The organism is Rhodococcus opacus B4 (assembly GCF_000010805.1).
In the GTDB taxonomy this organism is placed as follows: domain Bacteria; phylum Actinomycetota; class Actinomycetes; order Mycobacteriales; family Mycobacteriaceae; genus Rhodococcus_F; species Rhodococcus_F opacus_C.
On sequence record NC_012522.1, the window covers coordinates 4,009,625 to 4,033,787 of the forward strand.

At 68.5% G+C, this 24,163-nt stretch carries 19 protein-coding genes; 9 read left to right on the forward strand and 10 right to left on the reverse strand.

Annotated features, from left to right (window positions below; translation table 11 throughout):
* Positions 1 to 2 precede the first annotated feature (2 nt).
* Together ROP_RS18330 and ROP_RS18335 are read left to right on the forward strand one after the other, a co-directional pair.
* On the forward strand, positions 3 to 995 hold the full coding sequence (locus ROP_RS18330) for a transketolase family protein (protein ID WP_012690900.1): 993 nt from the start codon (positions 3 to 5) through the stop codon (positions 993 to 995).
* A 116-nt stretch (positions 996 to 1,111) separates the two neighbouring features.
* A complete protein-coding gene (locus tag ROP_RS18335; protein WP_012690901.1) occupies positions 1,112 to 1,762 on the forward strand; it encodes a GntR family transcriptional regulator in 651 nt (216 codons plus the stop codon).
* 55 nt (positions 1,763 to 1,817) lie between these two features.
* Here ROP_RS18335 and ROP_RS18340 read toward each other — a convergent pair whose 3' ends face one another.
* The gene (locus ROP_RS18340) at positions 1,818 to 2,930 is read right to left on the reverse strand and encodes a C45 family autoproteolytic acyltransferase/hydolase (RefSeq protein ID WP_012690902.1); all 1,113 of its coding nucleotides are present in this window, start codon (positions 2,928 to 2,930) and stop codon (positions 1,818 to 1,820) included.
* Positions 2,931 to 2,989: 59 nt separating this feature from the next.
* On the reverse strand, positions 2,990 to 4,417 hold the full coding sequence (locus ROP_RS18345; protein WP_012690903.1) for a purine-cytosine permease family protein: 1,428 nt from the start codon (positions 4,415 to 4,417) through the stop codon (positions 2,990 to 2,992).
* Positions 4,418 to 4,579: 162 nt separating this feature from the next.
* Between ROP_RS18345 and ROP_RS18350 the strand changes: the two genes are divergently transcribed.
* Complete coding sequence (locus ROP_RS18350; protein ID WP_012690904.1) at positions 4,580 to 5,605, forward strand: LacI family DNA-binding transcriptional regulator; 1,026 nt, start codon at positions 4,580 to 4,582, stop codon at positions 5,603 to 5,605.
* A gap of 131 nt (positions 5,606 to 5,736) precedes the next feature.
* Entirely contained in the window at positions 5,737 to 9,003 is a 3,267-nt protein-coding gene (locus tag ROP_RS18355) for a protein kinase domain-containing protein (protein WP_012690905.1), read from the forward strand.
* Between the two features lie 96 nt (positions 9,004 to 9,099).
* On the opposite strand, the gene ROP_RS18360 is transcribed toward ROP_RS18355, so the two are convergent.
* From ROP_RS18360 to ROP_RS18390, 7 genes are read right to left on the reverse strand one after another with little or no spacing between them, the layout of a single operon-like run.
* Positions 9,100 to 9,951: an amidohydrolase family protein gene (locus ROP_RS18360; protein WP_012690906.1), complete on the reverse strand. Its 852-nt coding sequence runs from the start codon at positions 9,949 to 9,951 to the stop codon at positions 9,100 to 9,102.
* A gap of 31 nt (positions 9,952 to 9,982) precedes the next feature.
* The gene (locus ROP_RS18365) at positions 9,983 to 10,963 is read right to left on the reverse strand and encodes a 4,5-dihydroxyphthalate decarboxylase (protein WP_012690907.1); all 981 of its coding nucleotides are present in this window, start codon (positions 10,961 to 10,963) and stop codon (positions 9,983 to 9,985) included.
* Between the two features lie 35 nt (positions 10,964 to 10,998).
* Positions 10,999 to 11,880 carry a hypothetical protein gene (locus ROP_RS18370; protein WP_012690908.1) on the reverse strand — a complete coding sequence of 294 codons (882 nt, stop codon included), beginning with the start codon at positions 11,878 to 11,880 and terminating at the stop codon, positions 10,999 to 11,001.
* Positions 11,881 to 11,923: 43 nt separating this feature from the next.
* Positions 11,924 to 13,576: a thiamine pyrophosphate-binding protein gene (locus ROP_RS18375; RefSeq protein WP_012690909.1), complete on the reverse strand. Its 1,653-nt coding sequence runs from the start codon at positions 13,574 to 13,576 to the stop codon at positions 11,924 to 11,926.
* Positions 13,573 to 14,631, reverse strand: a complete 1,059-nt coding sequence (locus ROP_RS18380) for an amidohydrolase family protein (RefSeq protein ID WP_012690910.1) — start codon at positions 14,629 to 14,631, stop codon at positions 13,573 to 13,575. Before ROP_RS18380 ends, ROP_RS18375 begins: the two co-directional genes overlap by 4 nt.
* 29 nt (positions 14,632 to 14,660) lie before the next feature.
* The gene (locus ROP_RS18385; protein WP_012690911.1) at positions 14,661 to 15,515 is read right to left on the reverse strand and encodes an HpcH/HpaI aldolase family protein; all 855 of its coding nucleotides are present in this window, start codon (positions 15,513 to 15,515) and stop codon (positions 14,661 to 14,663) included.
* Positions 15,499 to 16,071 carry an SRPBCC family protein gene (locus ROP_RS18390; protein WP_012690912.1) on the reverse strand — a complete coding sequence of 191 codons (573 nt, stop codon included), beginning with the start codon at positions 16,069 to 16,071 and terminating at the stop codon, positions 15,499 to 15,501. Before ROP_RS18390 ends, ROP_RS18385 begins: the two co-directional genes overlap by 17 nt.
* Before the next feature lie 587 nt (positions 16,072 to 16,658).
* Here ROP_RS18390 and ROP_RS18395 point away from each other — a divergent pair.
* From ROP_RS18395 to ROP_RS18415, 5 genes are all read left to right on the forward strand, one after another.
* Positions 16,659 to 17,564 (forward strand): hypothetical protein, encoded by a 906-nt coding sequence (locus ROP_RS18395; protein ID WP_012690913.1) that lies wholly within the window; start codon positions 16,659 to 16,661, stop codon positions 17,562 to 17,564.
* 56 nt (positions 17,565 to 17,620) lie between these two features.
* Positions 17,621 to 18,505 carry an amidohydrolase family protein gene (locus tag ROP_RS18400; protein WP_012690914.1) on the forward strand — a complete coding sequence of 295 codons (885 nt, stop codon included), beginning with the start codon at positions 17,621 to 17,623 and terminating at the stop codon, positions 18,503 to 18,505.
* A 5-nt stretch (positions 18,506 to 18,510) separates the two neighbouring features.
* A complete protein-coding gene (locus ROP_RS18405) occupies positions 18,511 to 19,572 on the forward strand; it encodes an ABC transporter substrate-binding protein (protein ID WP_231868945.1) in 1,062 nt (353 codons plus the stop codon).
* A 72-nt stretch (positions 19,573 to 19,644) separates the two neighbouring features.
* The gene (locus ROP_RS18410) at positions 19,645 to 21,453 is read left to right on the forward strand and encodes an ABC transporter permease (RefSeq protein ID WP_012690916.1); all 1,809 of its coding nucleotides are present in this window, start codon (positions 19,645 to 19,647) and stop codon (positions 21,451 to 21,453) included.
* 12 nt (positions 21,454 to 21,465) lie between these two features.
* A complete protein-coding gene (locus ROP_RS18415; RefSeq protein WP_043826670.1) occupies positions 21,466 to 22,614 on the forward strand; it encodes an ABC transporter ATP-binding protein in 1,149 nt (382 codons plus the stop codon).
* Between the two features lie 60 nt (positions 22,615 to 22,674).
* Here ROP_RS18415 and rox read toward each other — a convergent pair whose 3' ends face one another.
* Entirely contained in the window at positions 22,675 to 24,132 is a 1,458-nt protein-coding gene (gene rox, locus ROP_RS18420) for a rifampin monooxygenase (RefSeq protein WP_012690918.1), read from the reverse strand.
* Positions 24,133 to 24,163 lie beyond the last annotated feature (31 nt).

A 24,163-nucleotide genomic window follows, 5' to 3' on the forward strand; every position in this document is an offset into this window, starting at 1 on the left:
ACATGACCACCGCCAGCAAGCCGAAGCTCAAGACCTCGGCGATGATCGCCTCGTTCGTCGACGACGGGCAGAAGACCACCAGCGCACCCTTCGGGCACGCCCTCGCGGCGGCCGCCCGGGAGAACGACAAGATCGTCGGCCTGTCCGCCGACCTCGCCAAGTACACCGACATGCACATCTTCGCGCAGGAGTTCCCCGACCGGTTCTTCCAGATGGGGATGGCCGAGCAGCTGCTGCTCGGGGCCGCCGCCGGGATGGCCGAGACCGGACTGGTGCCGTTCGCGTCCACGTACTCGGTGTTCGCCGCGCGCCGCGCCTACGACTTCCTGTGCCTCGACATCGCCGAACCCAACCTCAACGTCAACATCATCGGCGGGCTCCCGGGCCTGACCACCGGCTACGGGCCCAGCCACCAGGCCACCGAGGACATGGCCATCTTCCGGGGCATCCCGGGCCTCGCCATCGTCGACCCGTGCGACTCCATCGACATCGAGCAGGCCGTTCCGCAACTCGCCGCGTCCGACGGTCCCACGTACCTGCGGTTGCTGCGGGGGAAGGTCGCGACCGTACTCGACGAGTACGACTACACGTTCGAACTGGGCAAGGCGAAGGTGCTCCGCGGCGGCAACGACGTCGTCTTCGTCACCAGCGGGCTGATGACGATGCGCGCGCTGCAGGCCGCCGACCGGCTGGCCGCGCACAACGTGGACGTGGCAGTCGTGCACACGCCGACGATCAAGCCGTTCGACGCCGAGACCGTCCTCGCCGAGGTGAACACCGACCGCCTGGTGGTGACGCTGGAGAACCACACCGTGATCGGCGGTCTCTTCGAAACGGTGGCCGCCGCCGTCGTCACGGCCGGACTCGGCAAGCGCGTCGTGCCGATCGCCCTTCCCGACGAGTTCCTCGACGCCGGCGCCCTACCCACCCTGCACGAGCGGTACGGCCTGAGCACCGACCGGATCGTCGCGAAGGTGCTGGGCGAATTGGCGTGACCAGCGCGTACGGCCCTCGACGTAGATCCGGACGCGGGGGCCGTACGATGGCTGTCAACAGGTTGCTGTCAACAGACCGCTGTCGACAGTTGATCGCCGACCCCACGGAGGCACCCATGGCCGGACAACCCGCCGCACTGCTCGGGCTGGAGAAGACCAGCCTCCGTCAGCAGGCCGTCGCCGCCCTGCGGGTCGCGATCACGAGTGGGGAACTGGCTCCGAGCAGCCCACTCGTGGAGACGGAACTGTCGGAGATGCTGCAGATCAGCCGCGGCACGCTCCGCGAGGCGATGCGCCAACTTCAACAGGAGGGCTTGATCTCCGCGGGGGCGCGGGGCCGGCTGTATGTGCGGCACCTCGATTCCAAGGAGATCCGCGACATCTTCGCCGTCCGCGCCGCACTGGAGGCGCTGGCCGTCCGGGAACTCGCCGGCCTGGCCGACCGCACCACCGCCATCGCGGAATTGCGCGCTGCCCTCGACGTCATGGACACGGCGGTCCTCGAGGCCCGCATCGAGGCCGACCTGAACTTCCACCGCACCATGTGCTCGCTGACCGGCAACGACACACTCCTGCACTCCTGGATCTCCCTCGAAGGATCCATCCGGATGTCGATCATGTTCGCCGGCCTCGACCGCGCCGTCGGCAACATGGACGTCGGCCGGCACAGCGCGATCGTCGACGCCATCGAAACCGGCGACGCCGACGAGGCGGCCAAGGCAATTCAGATGCACATGGACTGGGCCTCGGCAAATCTGGTTGCCTGACCCCACGTGAGTGGCAAAGAGTGCGGGAGCACGCTTTGCCGCTCACGTACCCAAGTCACCCGGACACGAAGGCGGGCGCGGGCGCGGTGGCGTCGAGGGTGGTCCACGACCGTCGGCGGGCGTCGATCGGGGTGCCGGCGAGGATGCGGGCACGCCGGTGCCCGGGTTCGAGCAGCACCGTCGACAGGGTGGCCCAGCGCTGACCGAACACAGCGTCCGGGGCGGGGACACAGCACAGCTGGGGTTGCCCGGGGTCGGAGTACAGGTACTCGACGAGGTGATCGGCGGCGGTCGGGGCCGCGTACCGCTGCTGCCGGGAGGCGATCAGCGCGTAGCGGTCCTGGGAGTCGGGCTCGTAGAGGCCGGACTTCTCCCGGGCCGCGTTGACCGGGTCGAGGAAGTGGTTGGTGTGTGTCAGGAACCCGTCGGCCGGGTGCAGGGCCGCAACGCCGACGGGGCTGACCTCGGCGCAGGTGACGGTGTCGGGGTCGATCAGGGTCAGCGCGCCCGAGGTCGCGATCGGTGCCGAGCGCAGCAGGTCGAGGGCCTCGCCGACGGTTGCGGCTTCACCGAGGATCGCCGCCGACAGGATGTGCACGGGCACCCCGGCCGGTGCGTCGTCGCGGTGGCCGAGGATGTTGAAGAACACGCCGAGGCCTGCGCTGTTCATCCCGATCTTGCCGAGGATGCCGTGCTCGGTGAGCCCGACGTAGGCGTGGCGGGTTCCGCGCACCTGATGGGTGTGCCAGAACGGGTCGAGTTCCTGATGCCAGTCCCAGGTTTGGATCCCGAACGGCGCCGACGCGCGATCCGCCGGCGCGTAGGCGATGGTGGAGCACTCGCCGGGGCGGGCCGCGGTGGCCTGGGACAGGATCTCGGTGCGGCCGTTCAGCGCCGTCACGTGCCAGGGTTCGAGCCCGGCGCCGGCGGCGATGCCCTCGATCTCCTCGAGGTACCGGGGACCCCACGCCCCCAGGACATCCGCGAGACGGTGCGCGCTGTCGCGGGTCCGGTTCTCGCTCACACCGACCGTATCGAACAGGCGCAGATAGAGTTCCACGGCCGCGGGAAGGTCGGTGCGAAGTTGGGTGCCGCGGGCGACGCCGCGTTCGCGCGGCCGGGTGTCGTCGACGCAGACGTGGGGGCGGGCAGTGATGGATTCGGTCATGATCGTCCTAGTTATCCAGATGGTGTGAATAAAGCTGTGGAGCAATTGATCACGGCGGATCAGCGGGTTCGGTACGAGCGCATCAGCACGACGTACAGCGCCGCGGGGACGAGCAACCCGACCGGCAGCGACAGGTCCATGCCGCCGACCGCGTTCGCGATGGGTCCGGTGTAGACCGGGGCGGCGACGCACAGCGCGGCCGCTCCGATGCCGGTGAAGACGGCGACCGTTCCCGCCCAATTGATTCCACCGCTGTACCAGTAGGGGCTGCTGCTGGTTTCGTCGCCGAGCCCGAGGCCGTCGTAGCGGTTGCGACGCCACAGCACGTCGGCGACGTAGACGGCCATCACGGGACCCATCACGGTCACGACGAGCTGCATCATGTTGCTGACGGTGTCGAGGAAGTTGGAGACGAGCAGGGCGTACAACGTCATGGCGACACCCATCGAGCCGTCGAGGAGGACGCTGCGCGAGCGGCGCAGGCGCAAGCCGACCGACTGCAGGGCGAGCCCGGAACTGTAGGCGGTCATCGCGTTGTTGGCGATGGTGCCGACGATGACGGCGAGCAGGAAGATCGGCGTGAACCAGGACGGGAGGATGGCCTCGAGCGCGATCTGCGGGTCGGCCATGTCGAGGCCGGTGCCGGCGAGTGCGCCGAGCGCGGTGAACAACACGCTGGGGGCGAACGCGCCGAGAGCCGTCCAGGCGGCGACCGCCACCGGCGAGGTGGTCGCCGGCAGGTAGCGGGCGAAGTCCGCGCTGTTGGTGTAGGACAGCGGAGCCGACGCCACGATGGAGACACCCGCGGCGATCGTCGCCCACAGCCCGATCCCGTGGAGCGCCTCCGCCGGCTGGTAACCCCAGTCGGCATTCCCGAGGACGTAGCCGGCCATCACCACGAAGACGACGGTGAGCACGACGGCCAGTGGCTGGTAGAGCCGGACGATCGTCGCGTGCCCGTATACCCCGATGGCCAGCGTGGCGGCGGCGATCGCCAGGATGACGAGAACCTTCACGGGGGTGGTCGCGTCGATGCCGAACCTTTCGACGAGCCGGAACGCCGTGTACGACGCGGCCGCCCAGTTCAGCGCCAGGTAACAGACGCTGATGAACCAGCTGGTCACAAGGATGTTCACCCGGTTGCCGCGGATGCCGAAGATCGCCCGCGTGATGACCTCGCTCGGTGTGCCCGATGCAGGTCCGCTGGCGGCGACGATCCCGGTGAGGATCGAGAACAGGTTGCCGGCCACGATCACCGCGAGCGCTTGCCAGAACGACAGGCCCATCAGTATCAGTGCGCCGCCGACGACCAGGGCCAGGTAGCTCACGTTGGGCGCCGCCCACACGGCGAACAGGTCCCGGGCGCGGCCGTGTCGCTCGCTGTCCGGGATGAAGTCGATGCCGTGCGTCTCCACCTGCCCGGCACGGTCGGCGGGCGGTGTCGTGCCGGGTTTCGCCGCGCGGGGGTCTGCTTGTGTCGGTGCCATGGGGTCCTCCGGGTAGACGGGCACGGATGTGCGGCTGGTGGCGCAATGCCGATCTGGCGTGACCCGGGTCACCGTACGGAACCAAATCGATTTGGACAAGAGGGTGCAAGGGCAATTTACAAATCGATTTGGTGCAGGTCGGATGGTTGATAGCCTGGATCCGTGACGGAGAAGCGAGCGCGGCCCACCATCGCCGACGTGGCACGGCACGCCGGGGTGTCGACCACCACGGTGTCGCACACGTTCAGCGGCAAAGGCGTCGTCGCCGCCGCGACGCGGGAGCGGGTCCGCGCGACCGCGAAATCCCTGGGCTACCGGCCGGACGTGGTGGCGAGGGGACTACGCAGCAACCGTCTCGGCATCCTCGCGCTCGTGCTCCGGCCCCTCGAGACGCTGGATTCGTCGCTCCCCGAGGGCGTTGACTACTTCCTGCGGTTCGCGGGTGCGGCGGCGCTGGCCGCGATGGACTTCGGATACGGACTCATGCTGGTGTCCGACCCGACGCGTGAAGAGTCGCCGGCTGCTGCCCTCGCCTGCGACGGGTTCCTGATCACGGAACCCGTCACGAACGATCCCCTCATCGAGATGCTCCTCGGGGAAGGCGTGCCGTTCCTGTCCGTCGGCAGAGATCCGGCGAGGGCCGCGTACGACAACTGGATCGACACCGACACCGAACTCATGACCGACCTCGTGCTGCGGCACCTCGACGACGTGGGGGCGACGCGGGTGGCACTCGTCGCCGGAACCGACCCCAATTCGTGGAACCTCGGCGCCGAGGCCGCCTACCGCGCCTGGGCGGCGGCGCGCGGTCAGGACCCGCTGGTCGCCCACCGGCCGGAGACCACCGGGGAGTCCGGCGGCCGCGACGCCGCCGACGAACTGTTCGACCGCAGCGACCCACCCGACGCGGTGTACTGCCTCACCGGCAGGCACGCGGCCGGAGTCCTCACGCGAGTCCGGGAACGCGGACTCGACGTTCCCGGCGACGTCCAGATCGTCGGCGGCTCCGACTCGGAACACACCCGATCCGCGACACCCCCCATCACCTCGGTGGACCTGCAGCCCGAACTCCTTGCCCGCGTTGCCGTCACACGGCTCGTCAACCGCCTCGACGACCTCCACCGGTCCGTGCCGCCGGGGAAACTCCACGGCCGCCTCGTCGTGCGGGGATCCACCAGGACGCCGTAATTCGACCGAGGGCAGCGATATCCTGGTGGGCACGCCGTCGAGAGGCGAGTTCACGGTTGTATCTGCGCTCTGGTCGTGCCGTCGGAACCAGCGCGCGGCAGCACGAGCCGGCGGAGTGAGTAGACCGTCCGATGGGTGAAGGTGATCCGCTCGACACGCAGCGGTACGTCGTCCGTGCCCTGGCGTCGGAGCTGAGTGCGGCGGGTTTCGACGACGCCGTGGAGATCGGGCGCGGCGGCTTCGGCGTCGTCTACCGCTGCACCCAGGCCGATCTGGATCGCACCGTGGCGGTGAAGGTGCTCACCGTCGAACTCGACGAGGAGAACCGGGCGAGATTCTTCCGGGAGCAGCGGGCGATGGGCCGGCTCACCGGGCACCCGAACATCGTGGGCGTCCTGCAGGTCGGGGCCACCGACAGCGGCGTTCCGTACATCGTGATGCCGTATCACCCGCACGGGTCGCTGGAGGCCCGGATCCGCAGGGACGGCCCACTCGAACTGGGTGAGGTACTGCGGCTGGGGGTGAAGATCGCCGGCGCGGTGGAGACGGCGCACCGGCTCGGGATCCTGCACCGCGACGTCAAACCCGCGAACATCCTGCTCACCGACTACGGCGAACCGGAGTTGACCGACTTCGGCATCGCGCACGTCACCGGCGGCTTCGAGACCGCCGCCGGCGCGGTCACCGGGTCGCCGGCCTACACCGCGCCGGAGGTCCTCCAGGGGGATCCGCCCAGCCCGGCCGCGGACGTCTACGGCCTCGGCGCCACGCTGTTCAGTGCCCTCACCGGTCATGCCGCGTTCGAACGCCGCAGCGGGGAGCAGGTGGTCGCACAGTTCCTGCGGATCACCACCCAACCGGTGCCCGACCTGCGGGAGCACGGAATCCCCGACGACGTAGCCGACGCGATCGCCCGGGCGATGTCCCGGACTCCCGATCGGCGTCCGGCGACGGTCGCCGAATTCGGGGAGGAACTGCGGCGGATCCAACGCGAGCACGGCCTCCCGCTCGAAAACATGGCCCTCCGCGCGGAACCCGACGCACAGGTCGGGGACCGAGGGCGCGCGGCGGGCGGCGCCACACCGACGGGACCGTCCCCACACGGCGCGACGGGAAAACTCCTCCTGGAACTGACGAGTTTCGTCGGCCGCCGGCACGAGCTCACGGAGGCCAGGAACCTGCTCGCCGGGTCACGGCTGGTGACGCTGACGGGAATCGGAGGCGTCGGCAAGACGCGGTTGGCGATGCGGGTCGCCGCGGCGGTGCAACGTGACTACGGCGACGGTGTGCGGCTGGCCGAGCTGGGCGAACTGCGCGACGGGTCTTCGCTGGTCGACGCGGTGGCCGCGGCGGTGGGGGTGCGGAACCACTCGGCGCGGCCGCTGCGGGAGGTGCTGATCGAGTTCCTCGCTTCCCGAGAGACGCTGCTGGTGCTCGACAATTGCGAGCACCTCGTGGACGCCGTGGCCGAGCTGACCGAGATGCTGTTGCGGGTGTGCCCGGCGCTGCGGATCCTGGCGACCAGCCGCGAACCCCTCGGCATCGGCGGGGAAGCGGTGCTGCAAGTGCCGCCGCTGACCGTGCCGGACCCCGACCACCGGCCGTCCCTGCGGGGTTTGCCGAAATATGACGCCGTGACCCTGTTCGCCGACCGCGCCGCCGCCGCGGTACCCGGATTCGCGCTCACCGAGGACAACGCGGCGGCGGTGGCGGGGATCTGCCACCGTCTCGACGGATTGCCGTTGCCGATCGAATTGGCCGCCGCCCGGCTGCGGGCGATGTCGCCCGAGCAGATCCTCGAGCGGCTGACCGACCGCTACACCCTGCTCTCCCGCGGCAGCCGGGGTGCGCCGTCGCGGCAGCAGACGCTGCGGTTGTCGATCGACTGGAGCTTCGAGTTGTGCACCGCCGGTGAGCAACTGATGTGGGGACGGTTGACGGTCTTCGCCGGCAGTGTCGAACTCGATGCCGCGGAGCAGGTGTGCGGCGCCGGCCTGGGGCCGGACGGGTTGCTCGACACGCTGACCTCGCTGGTGGAGAAGTCGATCCTGATCCGGGAGGAGCACGGGTCGGTGGTGCGGTTCCGGATGCTCGAGACGCTCCGCGCGTACGGCTACGAGAAGCTCGGGCAGACCGGCGAGACCGTGGCTTTGCGTCGACGTCACCGGGATTGGTACGAGCGGTTGGCGCTCGAGGCGGAGGCCGAGTGGATCAGCGCCCGGCAACTGGAATGGATCGCCCGACTGAAGCGGGAGCAGCCGAACCTGCGTGAGGCACTGGAGTTCTGCATCGACGACGATCCCGCCGCCGGCCTGCGCACGGCGGCCGCCCTCCGCTGGTTCTGGACCTCCCAGGGTTTGTACAGCGAGGGGCGGCGCTGGTTCTCCGACCTGCTGGCCCGTTCCCCCGGAAACCCGACGGTCGACCGGATCAGGGCGCTCCACTGCGCCGCAGTGATGGCCGACGTGCAGGGCGATCTCGAGGCCGGGGCCGCACTGGTGGCGGAGGCGCGGAGCCTCACCGCGCACACGAGCGATCCCATGATGCGCGCGCTCGTCTCCGTCGCCGACGGAACGCTGGCCCTCTACAGCGGGGACCTTCCACACGCATGCTCGCACCTCGAAACCGCACTCGCGGAGTTCGGCAGCCGCGGGGAACGCACCCTCGAGACGAACGTGCTCTATCTGCTCGGGCTGGCCTACGGTCTGGCCGGCCGGACGGACGAGGCCATCGAATGTCACGAGCGGGTTCTCGCGATCACGGAAGAGTACGGCGAGAAGATGTACCGATCACATTCGCTGTGGGCCCTGGGAATTGCGGTGTGGCGACAGGGCGCCGCCGATCGCGCGGTGCGGTTCCTCGAGGAATCGCTGGAGCTGTCGCGGCAGGTGCACAGCCCCCGCTTCGCCGCGGCAGCCGTCGAGGCACTGGCCTGGATCGCGTGCGAGAGGCGAGACCCGGCCCGGGCCGCAGTGCTGATGGGGGCCGCGCAGTGGCTGGCGAAGTCGGTGGGCAGTGCTGCGGTCATCCACTCCGATCTGATCGTCTACCAGACGGAATTCGCCGCGAAATCACGGAAGGAACTCGGGGACAATGCATTCGCGGCGGCACACCGCAGAGGTGAACAGCTGGGCTTCGACGCGGCCATCGCCTACGCCCTCCGCAAGGCGCAGCCCGGCGCCTCCGCACCAGAATCCGGCGCGTCGACGCGACTGACCAAGCGCGAACACGAAGTCGCCGACCTCATCGCCGAAGGGCTGACCAATCAGGCCATCGCCGATCGCCTGGTGATCTCACCGCGCACCGCTCAGGGTCATGTGGAGCACATCCTGGCCAAGCTGGGTTTCACGTCCCGCACCCAGGTCGCGGCCTGGGTCGTGGAGCAGCCGCGCGACTAGTAGCTGGCTTTCGAGATGTGGTGGAAATGCGTGCCGCCCGCCGGATTCGGCGAACATCGGCAGCGGACGGCACGCACGTCAGGGACCCGCCGGACCCTATCCGGCCAGGCCGGAGTACAGTCGTCGCGCCGTGCCCGCGAAGATTTCCCGGCGTTCGGGCTCGGGAACCTCGGACAACACCTCCTGTGCGAGGGCGACGAGTTCGGGCAGCGACTGTTCGGCGGCGGGAAGGTTGGAACCCCACGCGATCCGGTGCGCTCCGAAACTTTCGAGCACCGGGTCGAGGAAACCCGCGGCCTTCGTGCCGGCGTCGTGCAGGCGTTCGAGGTTGCGGTGGGTCAGCTTGAGGTGCAAGCCGGGGTGAACGGCCAACTCCGCCACCGTTTCGCCGGCTTCGGTGGGTGAGGCGGCGATGTCGGGGTACCCCATGTGATCGAGCAGCACCCGGACCGACGGGAACCGGCGCAGCAGCACGTGCAGTTGCTCGGTTGCCGGGCCGAGCCGCATCTGCAGGCACACCGTGACCCCGAGTTCGGTGGCCTTGTCCCAGAAGGGATACGTCTCCGGCGCAGCGAACCACTCGCCCTGGGTGGGCACGGTGCTGCCGCTGGTGAACAGCCGGACCCCGGCGAGGCCGCCGTCGCCGACTGCGGCCGCCAGGTTGTCGGCGGCGTCCGGCCGCAACGGATCGACCGTGCCCACCACGATGAACCGGTCCGGCCGCTGGGTCCGGCTGTCGAGTACGTAGGAGTTGTCATAGCCGTAGGCGGTTGTCGCCTGTACCAGTACGGCCTGGGCGATCCCGGCTTCGTCCATCCGCTCGACCATGCCCTCGGCGGTGACCGGGCGGGTGGTCGCCCAACTGGACTGGGTCCCGCCGATCGGGGCCCGGGGGTAGCGGGTCACGTCGTCGGAGATGATGTGGCAGTGGGTGTCGACGATGTCCAAGGTCTACACCTTTCTCGTTCGGGGGGCTGGATCAGGCGTCCGGGTAGTCGCCCTTGGCGAACACCTGGTGAGGATCGGTGGTGAAGTCCGGATCGAGGAGACCCTGATCCCGGGAGTACTTGACGAGCGCGCGCACGCTCGCATCGTTGGCGTCGAGACCGTACGGGATCGGATCGCCCTGGATCTGGTTGGCCTGCTTGCCCAGTCGCGGCAGCGCCGACCACTGCGGATCGGCCTCGATCTGACGGCGCTTGCTCTCGGCGAACGCGGCGTACAGGGCGGTGGGCAAAGCCGGATCGCGGTCGACGAGTTCTTTGCGGATCGCGATCACCGAGTGGAGCGGATAGATCCCGGTGCGCAGGTACCAGTCGGTGGCGAGCACCTCGTGGTCGGGGAACAGCGGGTACGGCCCGGCCTCGGTCGCGGGCTGCTCGGCCGCCGCCGACCACCCCGCCCGCGGTGCCCCTGCACGTCCGGTGCCGGCGTTGCCGCTGAACGCGGCGTCGATCTCCCCTGCCCGCAGCAACTCGCCGAGCGAGCGGCCGTCGGTGACGCGTTCGACGTTCGCGGGAGCGCGGCCTTCGATGTGGTCGTCGTCGTCCACGACCCACTTCACGGTGTCGATGTCGAGGCCGTACTCGTCGCGAAGGATGCCGCGCATCCACACCCCGGTGGTCACGGTGTAGGCGCGGACACCGATCCGCTTGCCCTTCAGGTCGGCGGGGAAGCGGATTCCCGACGCCGAACCGCACTGCACGTCGGCGTGGTGGAAGCGGCGGTTGAGGAAGACGGGGATACCGGTGAGCGGAACCCCGGCCTGCAACGCCATCAGGTAGGAGGTCGGCGCGAGTTCGCACACGTCGAACTCGAGGTCGCGGATCATCCGCCGGTATGCGCCGATGATCGGGGTGACCTCGACCGGGTTCACCTCGTAGCCGTTCACCTCGACATCGCCGCCCAGCAGGGCCTGCACGTGCCGGTAGTCGCCGAGTGCGACCGAGAGCGTGTTCATGTTCAGCCTTTCGTATCGAGAAGGGAGCGCGGGGTTCAGCCGCCGAGCCGGGACGCGGTCACCCCGAGCGCGGCGCAGGTGCGATCGACCAGTTCGTCGAACTCGACGCGGCGCGGCAGCACCCCCTGCTCGTAGGCGTAGCGGGCGGCCTCGGTGACGGGCCCGCGCAGACCGTCGAACCCGACTGGGCTCAGGTTCACCCCGTCCGCCGGAGCACCGGTGGTCGCGGCGGCCTCGGCCAGGGCGTCGTACACCGCGAGTACGGCCTTCGGGTCCTCGTTCGCCGCCACCGCGCTGAATCCGACGACGTGATTGATGGGAGCGAAGCCCTTGCGTGCGGCCCATTCGGCCGCGACCGCGAGGGCATTGGGGATGGCGGTGCGGATCCGGTCGTCGGAGGGCAGTTCGTTGCCCATGATCCCGTAGTCGAGCCGGCCTTCGAGGAAGTCGGCCTGCAGCTTGGCGCCCTCGGGTGCGCGCGTGACCCACGCCGGGTCGACAGCCCCGTCGACGTGCCCGCCTTCGTATGTCTGCCAGTTGATTTCGGACAGATCGAGGCCGTACTGCTCGCTGAGGAACCCGCGCAGCCACACCCCGGTGGTCTGGCTCCACGACCGCACGCCGACGCTCCGGCCCCGCATACCTTCGACGCCCAGCTCGCCCAGTGTCACCAGGGTCTGATGCTGGTACCGGCCGAGCATGGTGATCGGCAGCAGCGCCACCGGCTTGTCGTGCGCAGCCGCCTGCAGCAGCGTCACCACGGCCAGCTCGCACACGTCCGCCGACGCGTCGTTCACGAAACCGCGTGATGCCTTGTGCACGGGCCGGATGTCGAGACGTTCTGCCGTGGCGCCGGCGGCCGCGGCCCCCTCGACGGCAACGGCAGCGAGATCATCCCTGCCCAGTACGATTTTCATTGACGACTCCTCTTGTCCTCGGTGACCGGCAGTCCCGGCGCGGTCATACGTCTTCGCCGTACTGCATGCGCCGGTACGGCACGCTGAGCACGTCGCGGGTGATGCGTACGTCGATCACGGTGGGCCGCGGGTCGCGGACGTACTCGGCCAGCGCGGCGCGCAGTTCGCCGGTCGTGCGGACCGTCGCGCCGCCGCCACCGAGTGCCTTCCCGACCGTGCCGAGTTCGGGGGTGGGGATGACGGCGAGCTCCGGGTCGAGGCCCTTGGCCTTGGCCTTGTGGTACTCCGCGCCGAGGCCTTCGTCGTTCATGACGACGACGAGCACCGGAAGCTTGTAGCGGCAGGCAGTCTCGAACTCCGACAGGTGCATCAGGAAACTTGCGTCGCCCTCGACCACGAACGTCGGCTTGCCGCCGTTGGCGACGACGGTGCCGATGGTCAGCAGCGGGGCCTGGCCGATGGCGCCGAACATGCCGTAGTTCGAGGTGATCTCGCGGGACCGCTGGAAGAGCATGGTGCCGAAGTCCGTCTGGTGTCCGCTGCCGAGCACCAGCCCGATCTCGCCGGGAAGTTCGGCGTCGATCACCGAGATCGCCTCGCGCGGGTCGAGAAGGCCCGGTTGACTGCAGAATTCGGCGGGGTCGATCAGCGGGGCCGTGAGCCGGCCGTGCACATCGGGGGTGTGGAAGCCTTCCATCTCGATACCGCGAACCCCGAGCGCGCCCGTGAGGGCGTCGAGGGCGGTGATCGCGTCGGCCTGCATGTAGCAGTCGGCGACCTGACCGTTACCCATCACCAGGTGCGGTGCGGTGTCGATCTGGATGAACTGGGCTTCGGGGAACAGGTATCCGCTCTCGATGGTGTAGTGGTTGAGGCTTGCGCCCACCGACACCACGCAGTCGGCCTCCTGCAGCAGCTCCATCGCCAGTCTGCTCCCGAACAGTCCCGCGATCCCCACGTGGTAGTCGGTTTCGGCGCTGAGCCAGTTCTTGGCCTGCAGCGTGGTGGCGAGCAGGGCGCCGGTGCGACGCTGGAGCGCGAGGATTTGCTCGCCTGCTTCGGCGTTGCGGGCGCCGCGCCCGGCGACGATCACGACTCGTTTGCTCGCCCCGATGATTTCGCACGCCTGCTGGATTCGGTCCGGATGCGGTAGCAGCTTGGGGGCCCGGAGCAGCTCGGTGGACGGGACGTACGGCATGTCGTCCTCGAACTCCTGCAGCTGCACGTCGAACGGAGCGCTGATCATCACCGGCCGGGATTGGGTGCGGGCCAGGTAGAAGGCGCGCTGCACCACTTCTGCGGCCGACTCGGCCCTGGTGACCTGGAGGAACTCGCACTCGATCGCGGCGGCGAACCGGCGCTGGTCGAGGTACTGCACGGCGCCCGTGTCTCCCAACGGCGTCTCCCCGCAGAACGCGACCAGCGGGATGCGTGCACGGCTCGCCACGATCATCGACGTGGCCAGCTGCGCGGTACCGGGCCCGCTCGTCGTCGTCACGACACCGGGCCTGCCGGATGCGCGGGCGTACCCGTGCGCCATGCTCAGACCCGCACCCTCGTGGCGCACCTCGTACAGGCGCGTTCCGCGGGTGGCCAGGGCATTCATCCAGTGCATGTTGGCGTCGCCCATCATGCCGAACACATCCGTGGTGCCCTCGGCGGCGAACGCTGCTGCGAGCGCTTCGTATACCTTCACCGCGCAATCTCCTCTTGCTTGTCGTGGTTGGTGACGCGGCTTGCCAAGCGGGGGAACACCTTCAGAGCGTTGCCGCCGTAGATCGCCTGCCGGTCGTCGTCGCTGATGGAGTCGATGGAGTCGAGCAGCGCCTTGGTGTCGTCGAAGCGGTGCCCGGTCTCCGGGTCGACGCTGCGGACGGCGCCGATCATCTCGGAGGCGAAGAGCACGTTCTCGGCGGGGATGATGTCGGTGAGCAGTTCGAGACCCCGCTTGTGGTAGACGCAGGTGTCGAAGAAGACGTTGCGCAGCAACGATTCCTGCAGGGGCGGCCTGCCCTGGTCCTGCATCATCCCGCGGTAGCGGCCCCAGTGGTAGGGCACCGCGCCGCCGCCGTGCGGCAGGATCAGCCGCAGCGTCGGGAAGTCGGTGAACAGGTCCGACTGGCACAGCTGCATGAAGGCCGCGGTGTCGCCGTTGAGATAGTGCGCGCAGGTGCCCTGGATGGCGGGGTTACGCGACATCGCGACGTGGATCATCGCGGGCACGTCCAGTTCCACCATCTTCTCGTAGAGCGGGTAATAGATCCGGTCGGTCAGCGGCGGCGCCTGCCAGTACCCGTCGGAGGGGTCCGGGTTGAGCAGGCAGCCGACGAACCCGAGTTCTTCGACGCAGCGCTCGAGCTCTGCCGCCGACCGGCGGATGGAGGAGGCCAGCGCGTCCCCGGGCGACTGCGGAAGCTGGCACACCGCGGCGAAACGGTCCGGGAACAGGCCACACACCCGGGCGATGAGGTCGTTGCTGACCTGCGACCACACCAGGCTGGTCTGCTCGTCGCCGTAGTGGTGGGCCATCTTTCCCGCGCCGGGGGAGAACAGCGTGAGATCGGTACCCCGTTCGAGTTGGAGCTTCAGCTGCCCCTGTTCGATCGCGGCCGTGATTTCGTCGTCGCCGATGTGCAACTCGTCGGGTGAGACTCGCGAGCCCGATTCCTCGAACGCCTTGATCTGGCGTTCGCGCCACTGTCCGAGCGCGGGTGGCGCGGTGGTGAAGTGGCCGTGACAGTCGATGATCATGAAGGTTTTCTCCAGGTGAGTGTTCGGGGTCAGGAGCGACCGGTGAGTTTGCGGCCCAGTTCCAGGCCGGGATAGCTGCGCACCGGCGCGGACATGAGGAAGCGGTAGCCCTCGTCGAGCACCTGCTCGACGTTGCTCGTGGTCACGTGCGGGTGGCCGACCACGACTTCGTGTTCGTGACAGATCTTCACGATCCGGCTCCTGGCCTCGACCATCAGCGGGTGGTCGAGCTGACGGGGCACGCCCAGTTCCTGGCTGAGATCGCCCTCACCGATGAGGATGAGACCGATGCCGGGCACCTGCTCGAGGATCGCCGGGAGGTTCTCGATGCCGAGTTGATCCTCGATCTGGATCACGACGAGGATCTCGCCTTCGGGGGCGAGCGGCCACACGTCGGCCTTGGCGTAGTACTCGTCGTTCGACAGGCCCCAGTACCGTGCCGCGGCCGCGGGTGCGTCGCCGCGCAGGCCCGGCGGGTCGAACCGCTCCGCGCCCGGCAGTCGGGGGTACCTGCAGGCCGCGACCGCGTTGCGCGCCTCGTCGACCCGGCTGATGTGCGGCCATACGATTCCGTACGCGCCGAGGTCGAGAGCCTGCTTCGCGTGCCACTGCCCGTGTTCGGCACCGTTGACGGGAACCCGGATCAGCGGGGTGGGCGACGGCGCGAGAGTGCCGGCTTCGAATATCCGTCGCCGGTTGAGCAGGTACTGGAGGCTGTCCCGCAACGTCGTTGCGTCCCAGGGTTTGTGCTCGGCCTCGAACACCAGGCCGTCGTAGTCGCTCGTCGCGAAGTCGAGCGCTGCCGCCGGCTCGGGAGCAGCGAACGCCGCGAAGGCGTGCTGCCCCGATTCCAGCGCACCGATCACACTATTGAGTCTTGCCACTTGCCACTCCGCTCTGCTCGCTCTGTCGCTTGTGAATGGTCCTGAGCCACCAGGCGCGCACGCGAGCCCACACGGTCGGCCGGCTCGGCGCCGGCACGACCGCTGTGTCCCCGGCGCACCGGCGCACCAGTTCGTCCGTGAAGTCGTTGGTCATGCGGGATACCACGGCGCCGGCGCCCGCTTCGATCACCGACGCGAGCTTGCCCGCGAGGGCCACCTCGCCGGTCACCTGCACCCGTGCGCCGCCCGCGTGGTCCTCGGTGATCCGGAAGTTCGCGTGCGCGGTGAACCGCGTCGCGCCCTGCCCGTCCCGTCCGCGCGCCGAAAGCCGCCCCTCCCAGGCGGGCTCGTCCAGCTCCAGCGACATCCGGGCCCCGAAGCGCACGCGGATCGCGCTGAACTTCACGACCAGCGTGCCGTCGAACGAGCCGTCGTCGTGGAACTGGCCGAGTTCGGCGCCGTTGATGCACGACACCACGTCGGTGGGGTCGGAAATGACTGCCCACACGCGCCCCGGCGGTGCGGGTACGGCGATCTCTTCGTCGATCTTTATCACAACTGTGTCCTCGCTTGACGATCGTGAACAGCCACCACAGACCACTGTGGCGCTTCGGGGAAACTCGCGAGACTCGTTCAGCGAGCTGGTGTCGGAGGGGCGTGCCCTCGCCGGCAGCGAGCAGGCCGGTCGCCAGATGGCACTGGCGTCATCCGAGTCTCCCCGGTCGGCTCTCAGATTGTTTAACAACTTTCTGTCGTCAGACTAGCAGCGGATTGCAGCGAACAGCAAGAACCTGTTTTTTTGCGACCGGTTCGCCCGTCCTGTCCAACAGGATCGCGTCGATCTTGTAGAACAATGTTGATCGCGGAGCGGATTGTCCCAGCGTGATCGCGCCGCCGGATGCGAACTCGGTGCCGTCGCCGCCCGCCTCGACCCGCCCTCCGTGAAATTGTTAGACGATCCGAGCCTCAAAGGCTTGTAATGGGCGTCACTCCCGCGTAAATTGAGCGAAACCGTAAGACAAAACCGATGTACACCCATCGGTCGAATGACGGCATCGGCGCACTGACACCAGTGCACTCCCCGGGTTCGGAGGCACACCACATGCACTCCCCGGGTTCGGACGCAACAGAGGAGTTGTATTCATGTCCACAACCTTGTCCATCGCGGCGAAGTCCTACCCGCACACGGCGTTCCTCGCCGAACCGGGATTCAGCGTCGAGGGGCATCCCGTCGAGCTCGCGGCAGCGGATCCGATCTACAAGGCGTTCGCTCCCATGGTGCGTGAGCTCCGGTACGACTTCAGCGAATTGGCCATCGCCACCTATCTGCAGGCCCGCGAGGCGGGCGCCCCTATCGCGCTTCTGCCGGTGGTGCTCAGCGGCGACTTCCACCACCACTCGCTCACCCGCTACCCCGGTTCGGCCGAGATCAGCCCGGCCGACCTGGCAGGTAAGCGAGTCGGCGTCCGGGCCTACAGCCAGACCACCGGGCTGTGGGTGCGCGGAATCCTGCACGAGGAGTTCGGCGTCGACGCCAAGGAGGTCACTTGGGTGACCACCGAGGAGCCGCACGTCGCCAGCTATGTCGAGCCGCCGAACGTCGAGCGCACGACCGGCAAGGTGCTCGACGTGCTCGAGCGCGGCGACGTCGTGGCCGCCGTCCTCGGCCCGCCGGCGCTCGACGGCGCGCAGGGGCCGCTGGTCCCGATCATCCCGAACTGGCGGGAGGCCGAGGAGGCATGGGGCGCCCGGCACCAGACGGTGCCCATCAACCACGTGCTCACCGTCCGGCGCGACCTCCTCGAGGCCGAGCCCCGCACGGTATCGGCGCTCTACCAGGCTTTCGGCGCCGAGATCGAGGCGCGCAAGGCCGCCGACACCGAGCCCGGTCCCCGCGTGCGCGCCCTGCGCTTCGGAGTGACCGACGAGCTCGTCGCCGGTCTGCAGATCGCAATCGACTACGCGTTGCAGCAAAACGTCATCCGCACACCGGTGACGGTGGCCGAACTCCTCGACGACTTCACCCGGCATCTCGGCGACTCGGCCTGAGCGCACCCGCCCGCCCGCTTCCGCCCGCCACCCCACCAACCAGACGTGAGGTACGAATGTTCACCGTCGACACACACACCCACATCATCTCGCCCGATACCGATACCTACCCCGCGGATCCGCTCGGCGGCCACCGATCCACCTGGTCGCAGGAACGGCCCACCGACATCGACGGCCTCCTGCGCGCCGCCGACGACGCCGAAGTCGACCATCTCGTCGTCGTCCAGGCCTCCACGGTCTACGGATTCGACAACAGCTACGTAGCCGACCAGCTCTCGAGGCACCCCGACCGCCTCAGCGGGGTCTGCTCGGTGGACTTCCTCTCCCCGAAGGTGGTCGACGACCTCCACCACTGGATCGACGAGCGGGGCTTCTCGGGGGTCCGCATCCGTGCCGCCGACGGGACGACCGCGGTCCCGACGCCCGGCCGCGGACTCGACGACGAGCGCATGGCGCCGGTCTGGCAGTTCCTCTCCGACCGCCGGGTGCCGGTCTGCATCCAGATGCACGCCCAGCACGCTCCCATCCTCGCCGGACTTCTCCAGCAGTACCCGGGACTCACCGCGATCCTCGACCACGCGGGCCGACCGCAACTGGACGCCGCGCCGTACCCGAGCGCGCCCGGAGTTCCCCAGCTCAGCGAGACGGGCCGCGTGTTCATCAAGCTGACGCCGCCTGCCGTCCTGCGCGCGCAGCGCGAGAGCGGATCCGCGGCACCGGTGGTCCGCACGCTGATCGACGAGTTCGGCGCGGCCAACGTCATGTGGGGGTCGAACTTCCCCGCCTCGGCCGGGTCGTTGTCCGAACTTCACGACCTCATCACGGAGCAACTGCCGGCACTCGACGCCACCGACCTGGCGCTGATCGCCGGCGGCACCGCAGGGCGGCTGTACGGGCTCGCCCACGGCAGCGCTGTCACCACCGCCGCGAAGGAATGTTGATCGCCATGAACCGCATTCGGCGCAGGCTCTGCATGGCCTCGGTCACGGCAGTCGCCGTCGTCCTGACCGCCTGCGGCGGTCCGCCGCCCGTTCCGGACACCAAGAACCTCGACGAGCTGTACCAGGCGGCCAAGGCCGAAGGGGAGGTCGTCTGGTTCGCGCCGAAGCCGGAGGCTCAGATGAAGCCGGCCATCGACGCGTTCGAGAAGAAGTACCCGGGGATCGAGGTCAGGTACACGAACAAGAAGGCTCCCGATCTGGTCACCCAGCTCAATGTGGAGCAGGCCGCCGAGCGTGTGACGTTCGATGTGTCCAACGCGGGCGGGCTCACGGTATTGCCGTCGCAGTCCATGGCGGCGCAGGTCGACTGGGCGTCCTACGAGGTGCCCGGCGACCAGATCTTCGCCGACGACTTCGTCTACGTGTGGGCGGTGCCGAAGGTCTGGGCCTACAACACCGACGCCCTGGCCCCGAACGAGGTGCCGGCGAGCTGGGACGACCTGCTCGATCCGCGATGGGACGGCGGAAAACTCAGCGTCGAGTCGCGCGGGTCCTTCATGACCGTGTGGGCCCAGGATCCGGCCCTCGGCACCGACGCCGGTCTCGACTACGCGTCCCGGCTCGCCGAGCTGAATCCCCACTACACCGAGAACACCACGCAGGCCCACACGCTCGTCGTGTCCGGCCAGACACCGGTCGGGACCGACCTCATCAACCTCGTGCTCGAGGACGAGTCGAAGGGCGCACCGATTGCCGTCGCACCGGTAGGCCCGACGAACGCCAACAAGTCCTATCTGTTCGTGGCCGACGGCGCACCGCACCCGGCGGCGGGTCGCCTGCTCACGGCGTTCCTCGCCTCCGAAGAGGGCCAGTCCGCGCTGGTCGACACGTACAACTCGGCCATCCCCACCAACACGGACTGCACCGACGCCGCAACCAACCGCGTCATCGGCGCCCTGTGTGCCGCCGGCGTCGAATGGTTCGGCGAAACCAACCTCGAGCAGTACGAGCAGTTCTCGGAATACTTCCCCGAGGTCGAAGAGGCCTTGGGCACCAACGTCAACTGACGGCTCCCACCGCCGCACCGCTGCCCGTGACGGGCGGCACACTCTATCCCCTCACCCTTGGAGACTTCAGCGATGCAGTCCGGCACCCCGCTCTCCACCGGCGGACGCCCGCCCACCGGCACACACCCGCCCACCGGCACACGCCCTCGGCGAACCAGCGTCCGCCCCGAGCCCACCGACGAACACCACCCCAAACGCCGGGACCGCGTCCTGGTCGGCGTCAACATCGCCATCGGCGCGATCATCGCCTATCTCATGCTCTTTCCCCTGGGCATGCTGTTGTTCAGCAGCCTCAAGGACAGCGAGACGAAGCTGCCCTTCCAGGTCCCCGGATTCACGTTTGCCAACTTCACCGCGATCTTCTCCTCGAAACGCCTGGTCGAAGTCGCGCTCAACTCGTTGATCTTCGTGGTCGGCACCGTGGGGCTGGCTCTCGTGATCAGTGTCAGCCTGGCCTACCTGTTCGAACGCACCGACATGCCGGGCCGCCGATTCCTCGCGCCGAGCACACTGGCCCCCATGGCCGTGCCGGCCACGGTCATGGCGGTGGCCTGGGTGCTGGCGGCCAACCCCACGAACGGTCCGATCGCCATCGTCATCGAGCGGATCTCCGGGTTCACGATCGACATCTACTCGCTGCCGGGAATGATCCTGGTAGCCGGAATCTTCGGTGTGCCGGGGATGTACATCATGCTCGCGCCGACGTTCGCCCGGCTCAACCTCGAGTTCGAGGAGGCCGCGGCCACAGCGGGCGCCGGATGGTGGACACGGACCCGCAAAGTGGTTCTGCCCCTGACGATGCCGGGAATCACAGCGGCCAGCATGCTGCTGGTGGTCATCGCGCTCGAGGAATTCGCGATCCCGGCCATCCTCGGAATGCCGGACCAGATCTACGTGTTCAGCAGCCTCATCCAGGCCTCGCTGCAGCCGCCGTCGGGACTGGCCAACTACGGCCAGGCCAGTGCCTACGGCATCATGCTGGTCCTGCTGTCCCTGGTGATGATCGCCGTCTACCGGCGCCAGACCCGCGAGTCGCACCGGTTCCAGGTGGTGGGGGGCAAGGGATACCGGGCCACGCCGGTGCGGCTGGGGCGATGGCGGATCCCGATCTTCGCCACCGTCTTTCTCTACGTATTCGTCGCGATCATCGTGCCCATCCTGACCCTGGTCTGGACGAGCCTGACCCCGTACCTCCAGCCGATCAGCCTCGACAATCTGGGTGCGCTCAGCCTCGCCAACTACACCGCGATCTTCACCAACCCGAGCTTGAGCCAAGCAGTCCTGAACACCCTGGTGATCAGCCTGATCACGGCCACCCTGACTGCCGGGTTCGCGCTGTGGCTCGCGCTCGCGGCGAGCCGCGGCGGACGCATCGGCCGGGCACTGTTCGATATCTCGTTCCTGGTATTCGCCATCCCCGCCGTGGTACTGGGCATGGCGGTGCTGTTCCTCTACCTGTACATGCCCTTCCCGATCTACGGGACGATCTGGATCATCATCATCGCGTTCACCACCCGGTACGTCCCGCGCGGGTCCCGCATGATCCAGACGGCCCTGTTGCAACTCGACAAGGGACTCGAAGAGGTGGGACGTGTCTCCGGCGCGTCGAAGGGCGTCGTGCTGCGGAGGGTGGTCTTCCCACTCGTCGCCCCCGCGGTGTCGAGTACGTGGCTGTGGGTGTTCGCCCACTCCCTGGGTGAACTCCCCATCGCGCTGCTGCTGTCCAGTTCCGACAACCGCACCGTCGTGGTGCTGCTGTGGGACATGATCGGCGAGAGCGCGAACTATCCCGAGGCCAGTGCCCTCGCAGTCCTCCTGCTCGCCCTCTCCGCCGTCTCCGTCTGGTGGGTCAACCGCCGTGGCGTCCAAAAACACATCTGAGGTGTCGTGAACATGCAGAAACTCGTTGCTACCGACCATTCCGTACAGATCTCCGGTCTGCAGAAACAATTCAACCGCCACGACAGCGGCGAGGTGACCCGCGTCATCGACGATGTCAGCTTCTCGGTGCCGCAGAACAGCTTCTTCACCCTGCTCGGGCCCAGTGGGTGCGGCAAGACGACCACACTGCGCTGCCTCGCCGGACTCGAGACCGCCGACAGCGGCGAGATCTGGATGAACGGTCAGGCCGTCTTCTCCGCTGCGGCGCAGCGTGACGTTCCCCCGGACGTCCGCCCGATCGCGATGGTGCCGCAGTCGTACGGGATCTGGCCGCACATGAAGGTGTTCGACAACGCCGCGTTCCCCCTGCGGTACGGCCGAAAGACCTACCCCCGCACCGAGATCGAGCGACGTGTCGGGACGATGCTCGAGCAGGTGGGCCTGTCGGAGTACGCCGACCGGTGGTCCACCCAGCTCAGCGGCGGCCAGCAACAGCGGCTGGCGCTGGCCCGCGCCCTGCTGTGCGAGCCGGAGGTCTTGCTGCTCGACGAGCCGCTGTCCAACCTGGACGCCAAGCTGCGCTCACAACTGCGCGCCGAGTTGCGCTCGTTCCAGCAGAAGTTCGGCGTCACAACCATCTACGTCACGCACGACCAGGGTGAGGCCCTGGCGATGTCCGACACGATCGTCGTCATGAACCGTGGACGGGTCGAACAGATCGGGTCACCGAGCGAGATCTACGACTCGCCGGCGACGCGGTTCGTGGCCGACTTCGTCGGCAGCGCCAACCTCGTCCCCGGAGTGCTCGACCGGCCGGCGGGCTCCGGCGACCGAGTCGTCGACGCCAAGACGACCATCGGCGTGGTGCGATGCGAGCGTTTCACCGCCCCTCCCACCCCGCCCACCGCCGGCCAGGAAATGTTCGTGTGCATCCGGCCCGAGAACATTCGCATCGTCCCCGAGGCGCGGGAAACTCACGGCCCCAACCGATTCTCGGGGCGCATCGTGACCAGCGAATACCTCGGCGACCGCCAGGAAATGGTCGTCACCGTCGGGGATGTGTCGCTCCGCGCTCACGCTGACGCGCACCTCCGTGCTCGCCCGGGCGACGACGTGACCGTCGTCCTGGACCCGGCATGGACTGTCGCGCTGTGGTCGTGACCGCCGCGACGAGGACCCCTCACGGGTGCAACTCACCCATGAGGGGGTTCTCGTCGGTGCTCAACTGACGGGAGCGCCGAACCACCGCGACAGCTGCTTCTCGAGTCCCGCCTGGTCGTCGCCGGCCCAGGCGACGTGGCCGTCCGGCCGGAGTAGCGCGGCCGGCGCGCCCAACTCGGCGCCGGCATCGACGACGGAGTCGACCCGATCCGCCCAGCCGTCTGCCGAGAGCCGGCCGGTCCGGTCGAGCAGAAGTCCGCGGCCGCGGTGCATCTGCTCGTAGAGGCGGCCCCGCTCCAGGCCGATGTCCCGGAGCCGCTTGCCGAGCAGTTCGTGCCCGTCGCCGGGTGGCCCGTGCAATGGGGACGAGCCGAAGTCGTAGCGGACTCCGATGGCGGTGATCTTTTCCGTCAGGTATCGGTTCACGACCTCGAAGTCCATCAGCTCCGTCACCAGCCGGCGCACGGCCTGGGGGCCCGGCTCGGTGGACAGGAGCTCGCTCTGCGCGCGGGTGTTGTTCAGTACGTCGGCGCCCACCGGGTGCCGTTCGGAGTGGTAGCTGTCCAGCAGATCGTCCGGCGCCCAGCCGCCTACCTCGGCGGCCAGTTTCCAGCCGAGGTTGAAGGCGTCCTGGATTCCGAGGTTGAGGCCCTGTCCTCCCAGCGGTGGGTGGACGTGTGCGGCGTCGCCTGCCAGGAACGCTCGTCCGGCCCGGTAGCGCTCGGCCTGACGGGTGGCGTCGCCGAAGCGCGAGAGCCAGCGTGGTGAGTGGGCACCGAAGTCGGTGCCGGCGAACGCTCGCAGCTGTCGCTTGACCTCCTCGAGCGTCGGGGGCACCGTGCTGCCTTCGGCGACTTTCTCGGCGGGCACGACGACCCCGTACAGACCGTTTCCGGCAGGACCGACGCCGAAACCCTTGTGGGTCTTGCGGACCTCGGCCACGAGGGCGGCCAGTTCCTCCGGCGGAGTGGTCACCTCCATCTCACCCCGTAGCCACTCGACCTTGGCGGGTTCGCCGGGAAATCCGACGCCGAGGAGCTTGCGGACGGTGCTGCGGCCGCCGTCGCAGCCGACGAGATAGCGCGCGCGAAGCCGGTTTCCTGTCCCGGCAAGTTCGACGGTCACCCCGTCGGAGTCCTGGCTCAGGCCGGCCAGTTCGCTGCCGCGCCGGATGTCGGCGCCGAGTTCGGCGGCGCGCTCGGCGAGCAGGCGGTCGGTGACCGGCTGGGGGATGCCGAGGATGTACGCGTGCGCGGTGTCCAGTTGTTCGGGCCACGGTTTGTCGATGCCGGCGAAGCGACCGCCACCCGGGTATTGCTTGCCCTGCTCGAGGAACCGTTCGAGCAGTCCGCGCTGATCCAGGATCTCGATGCTGCGCACATGCAGGCCGAGCGAACGGACCTGCTCGGTCGGCTCGGCCTCCTTTTCCAGTATCAGCACGTCCACATCGTGCAGCCGCAGCTCGGCGGCCAGCATCATTCCGGTAGGCCCACCGCCGGCGATGATCACGTCGGTCATGAATTCCCCGTTCATCCTTTCCGCGGTTCCA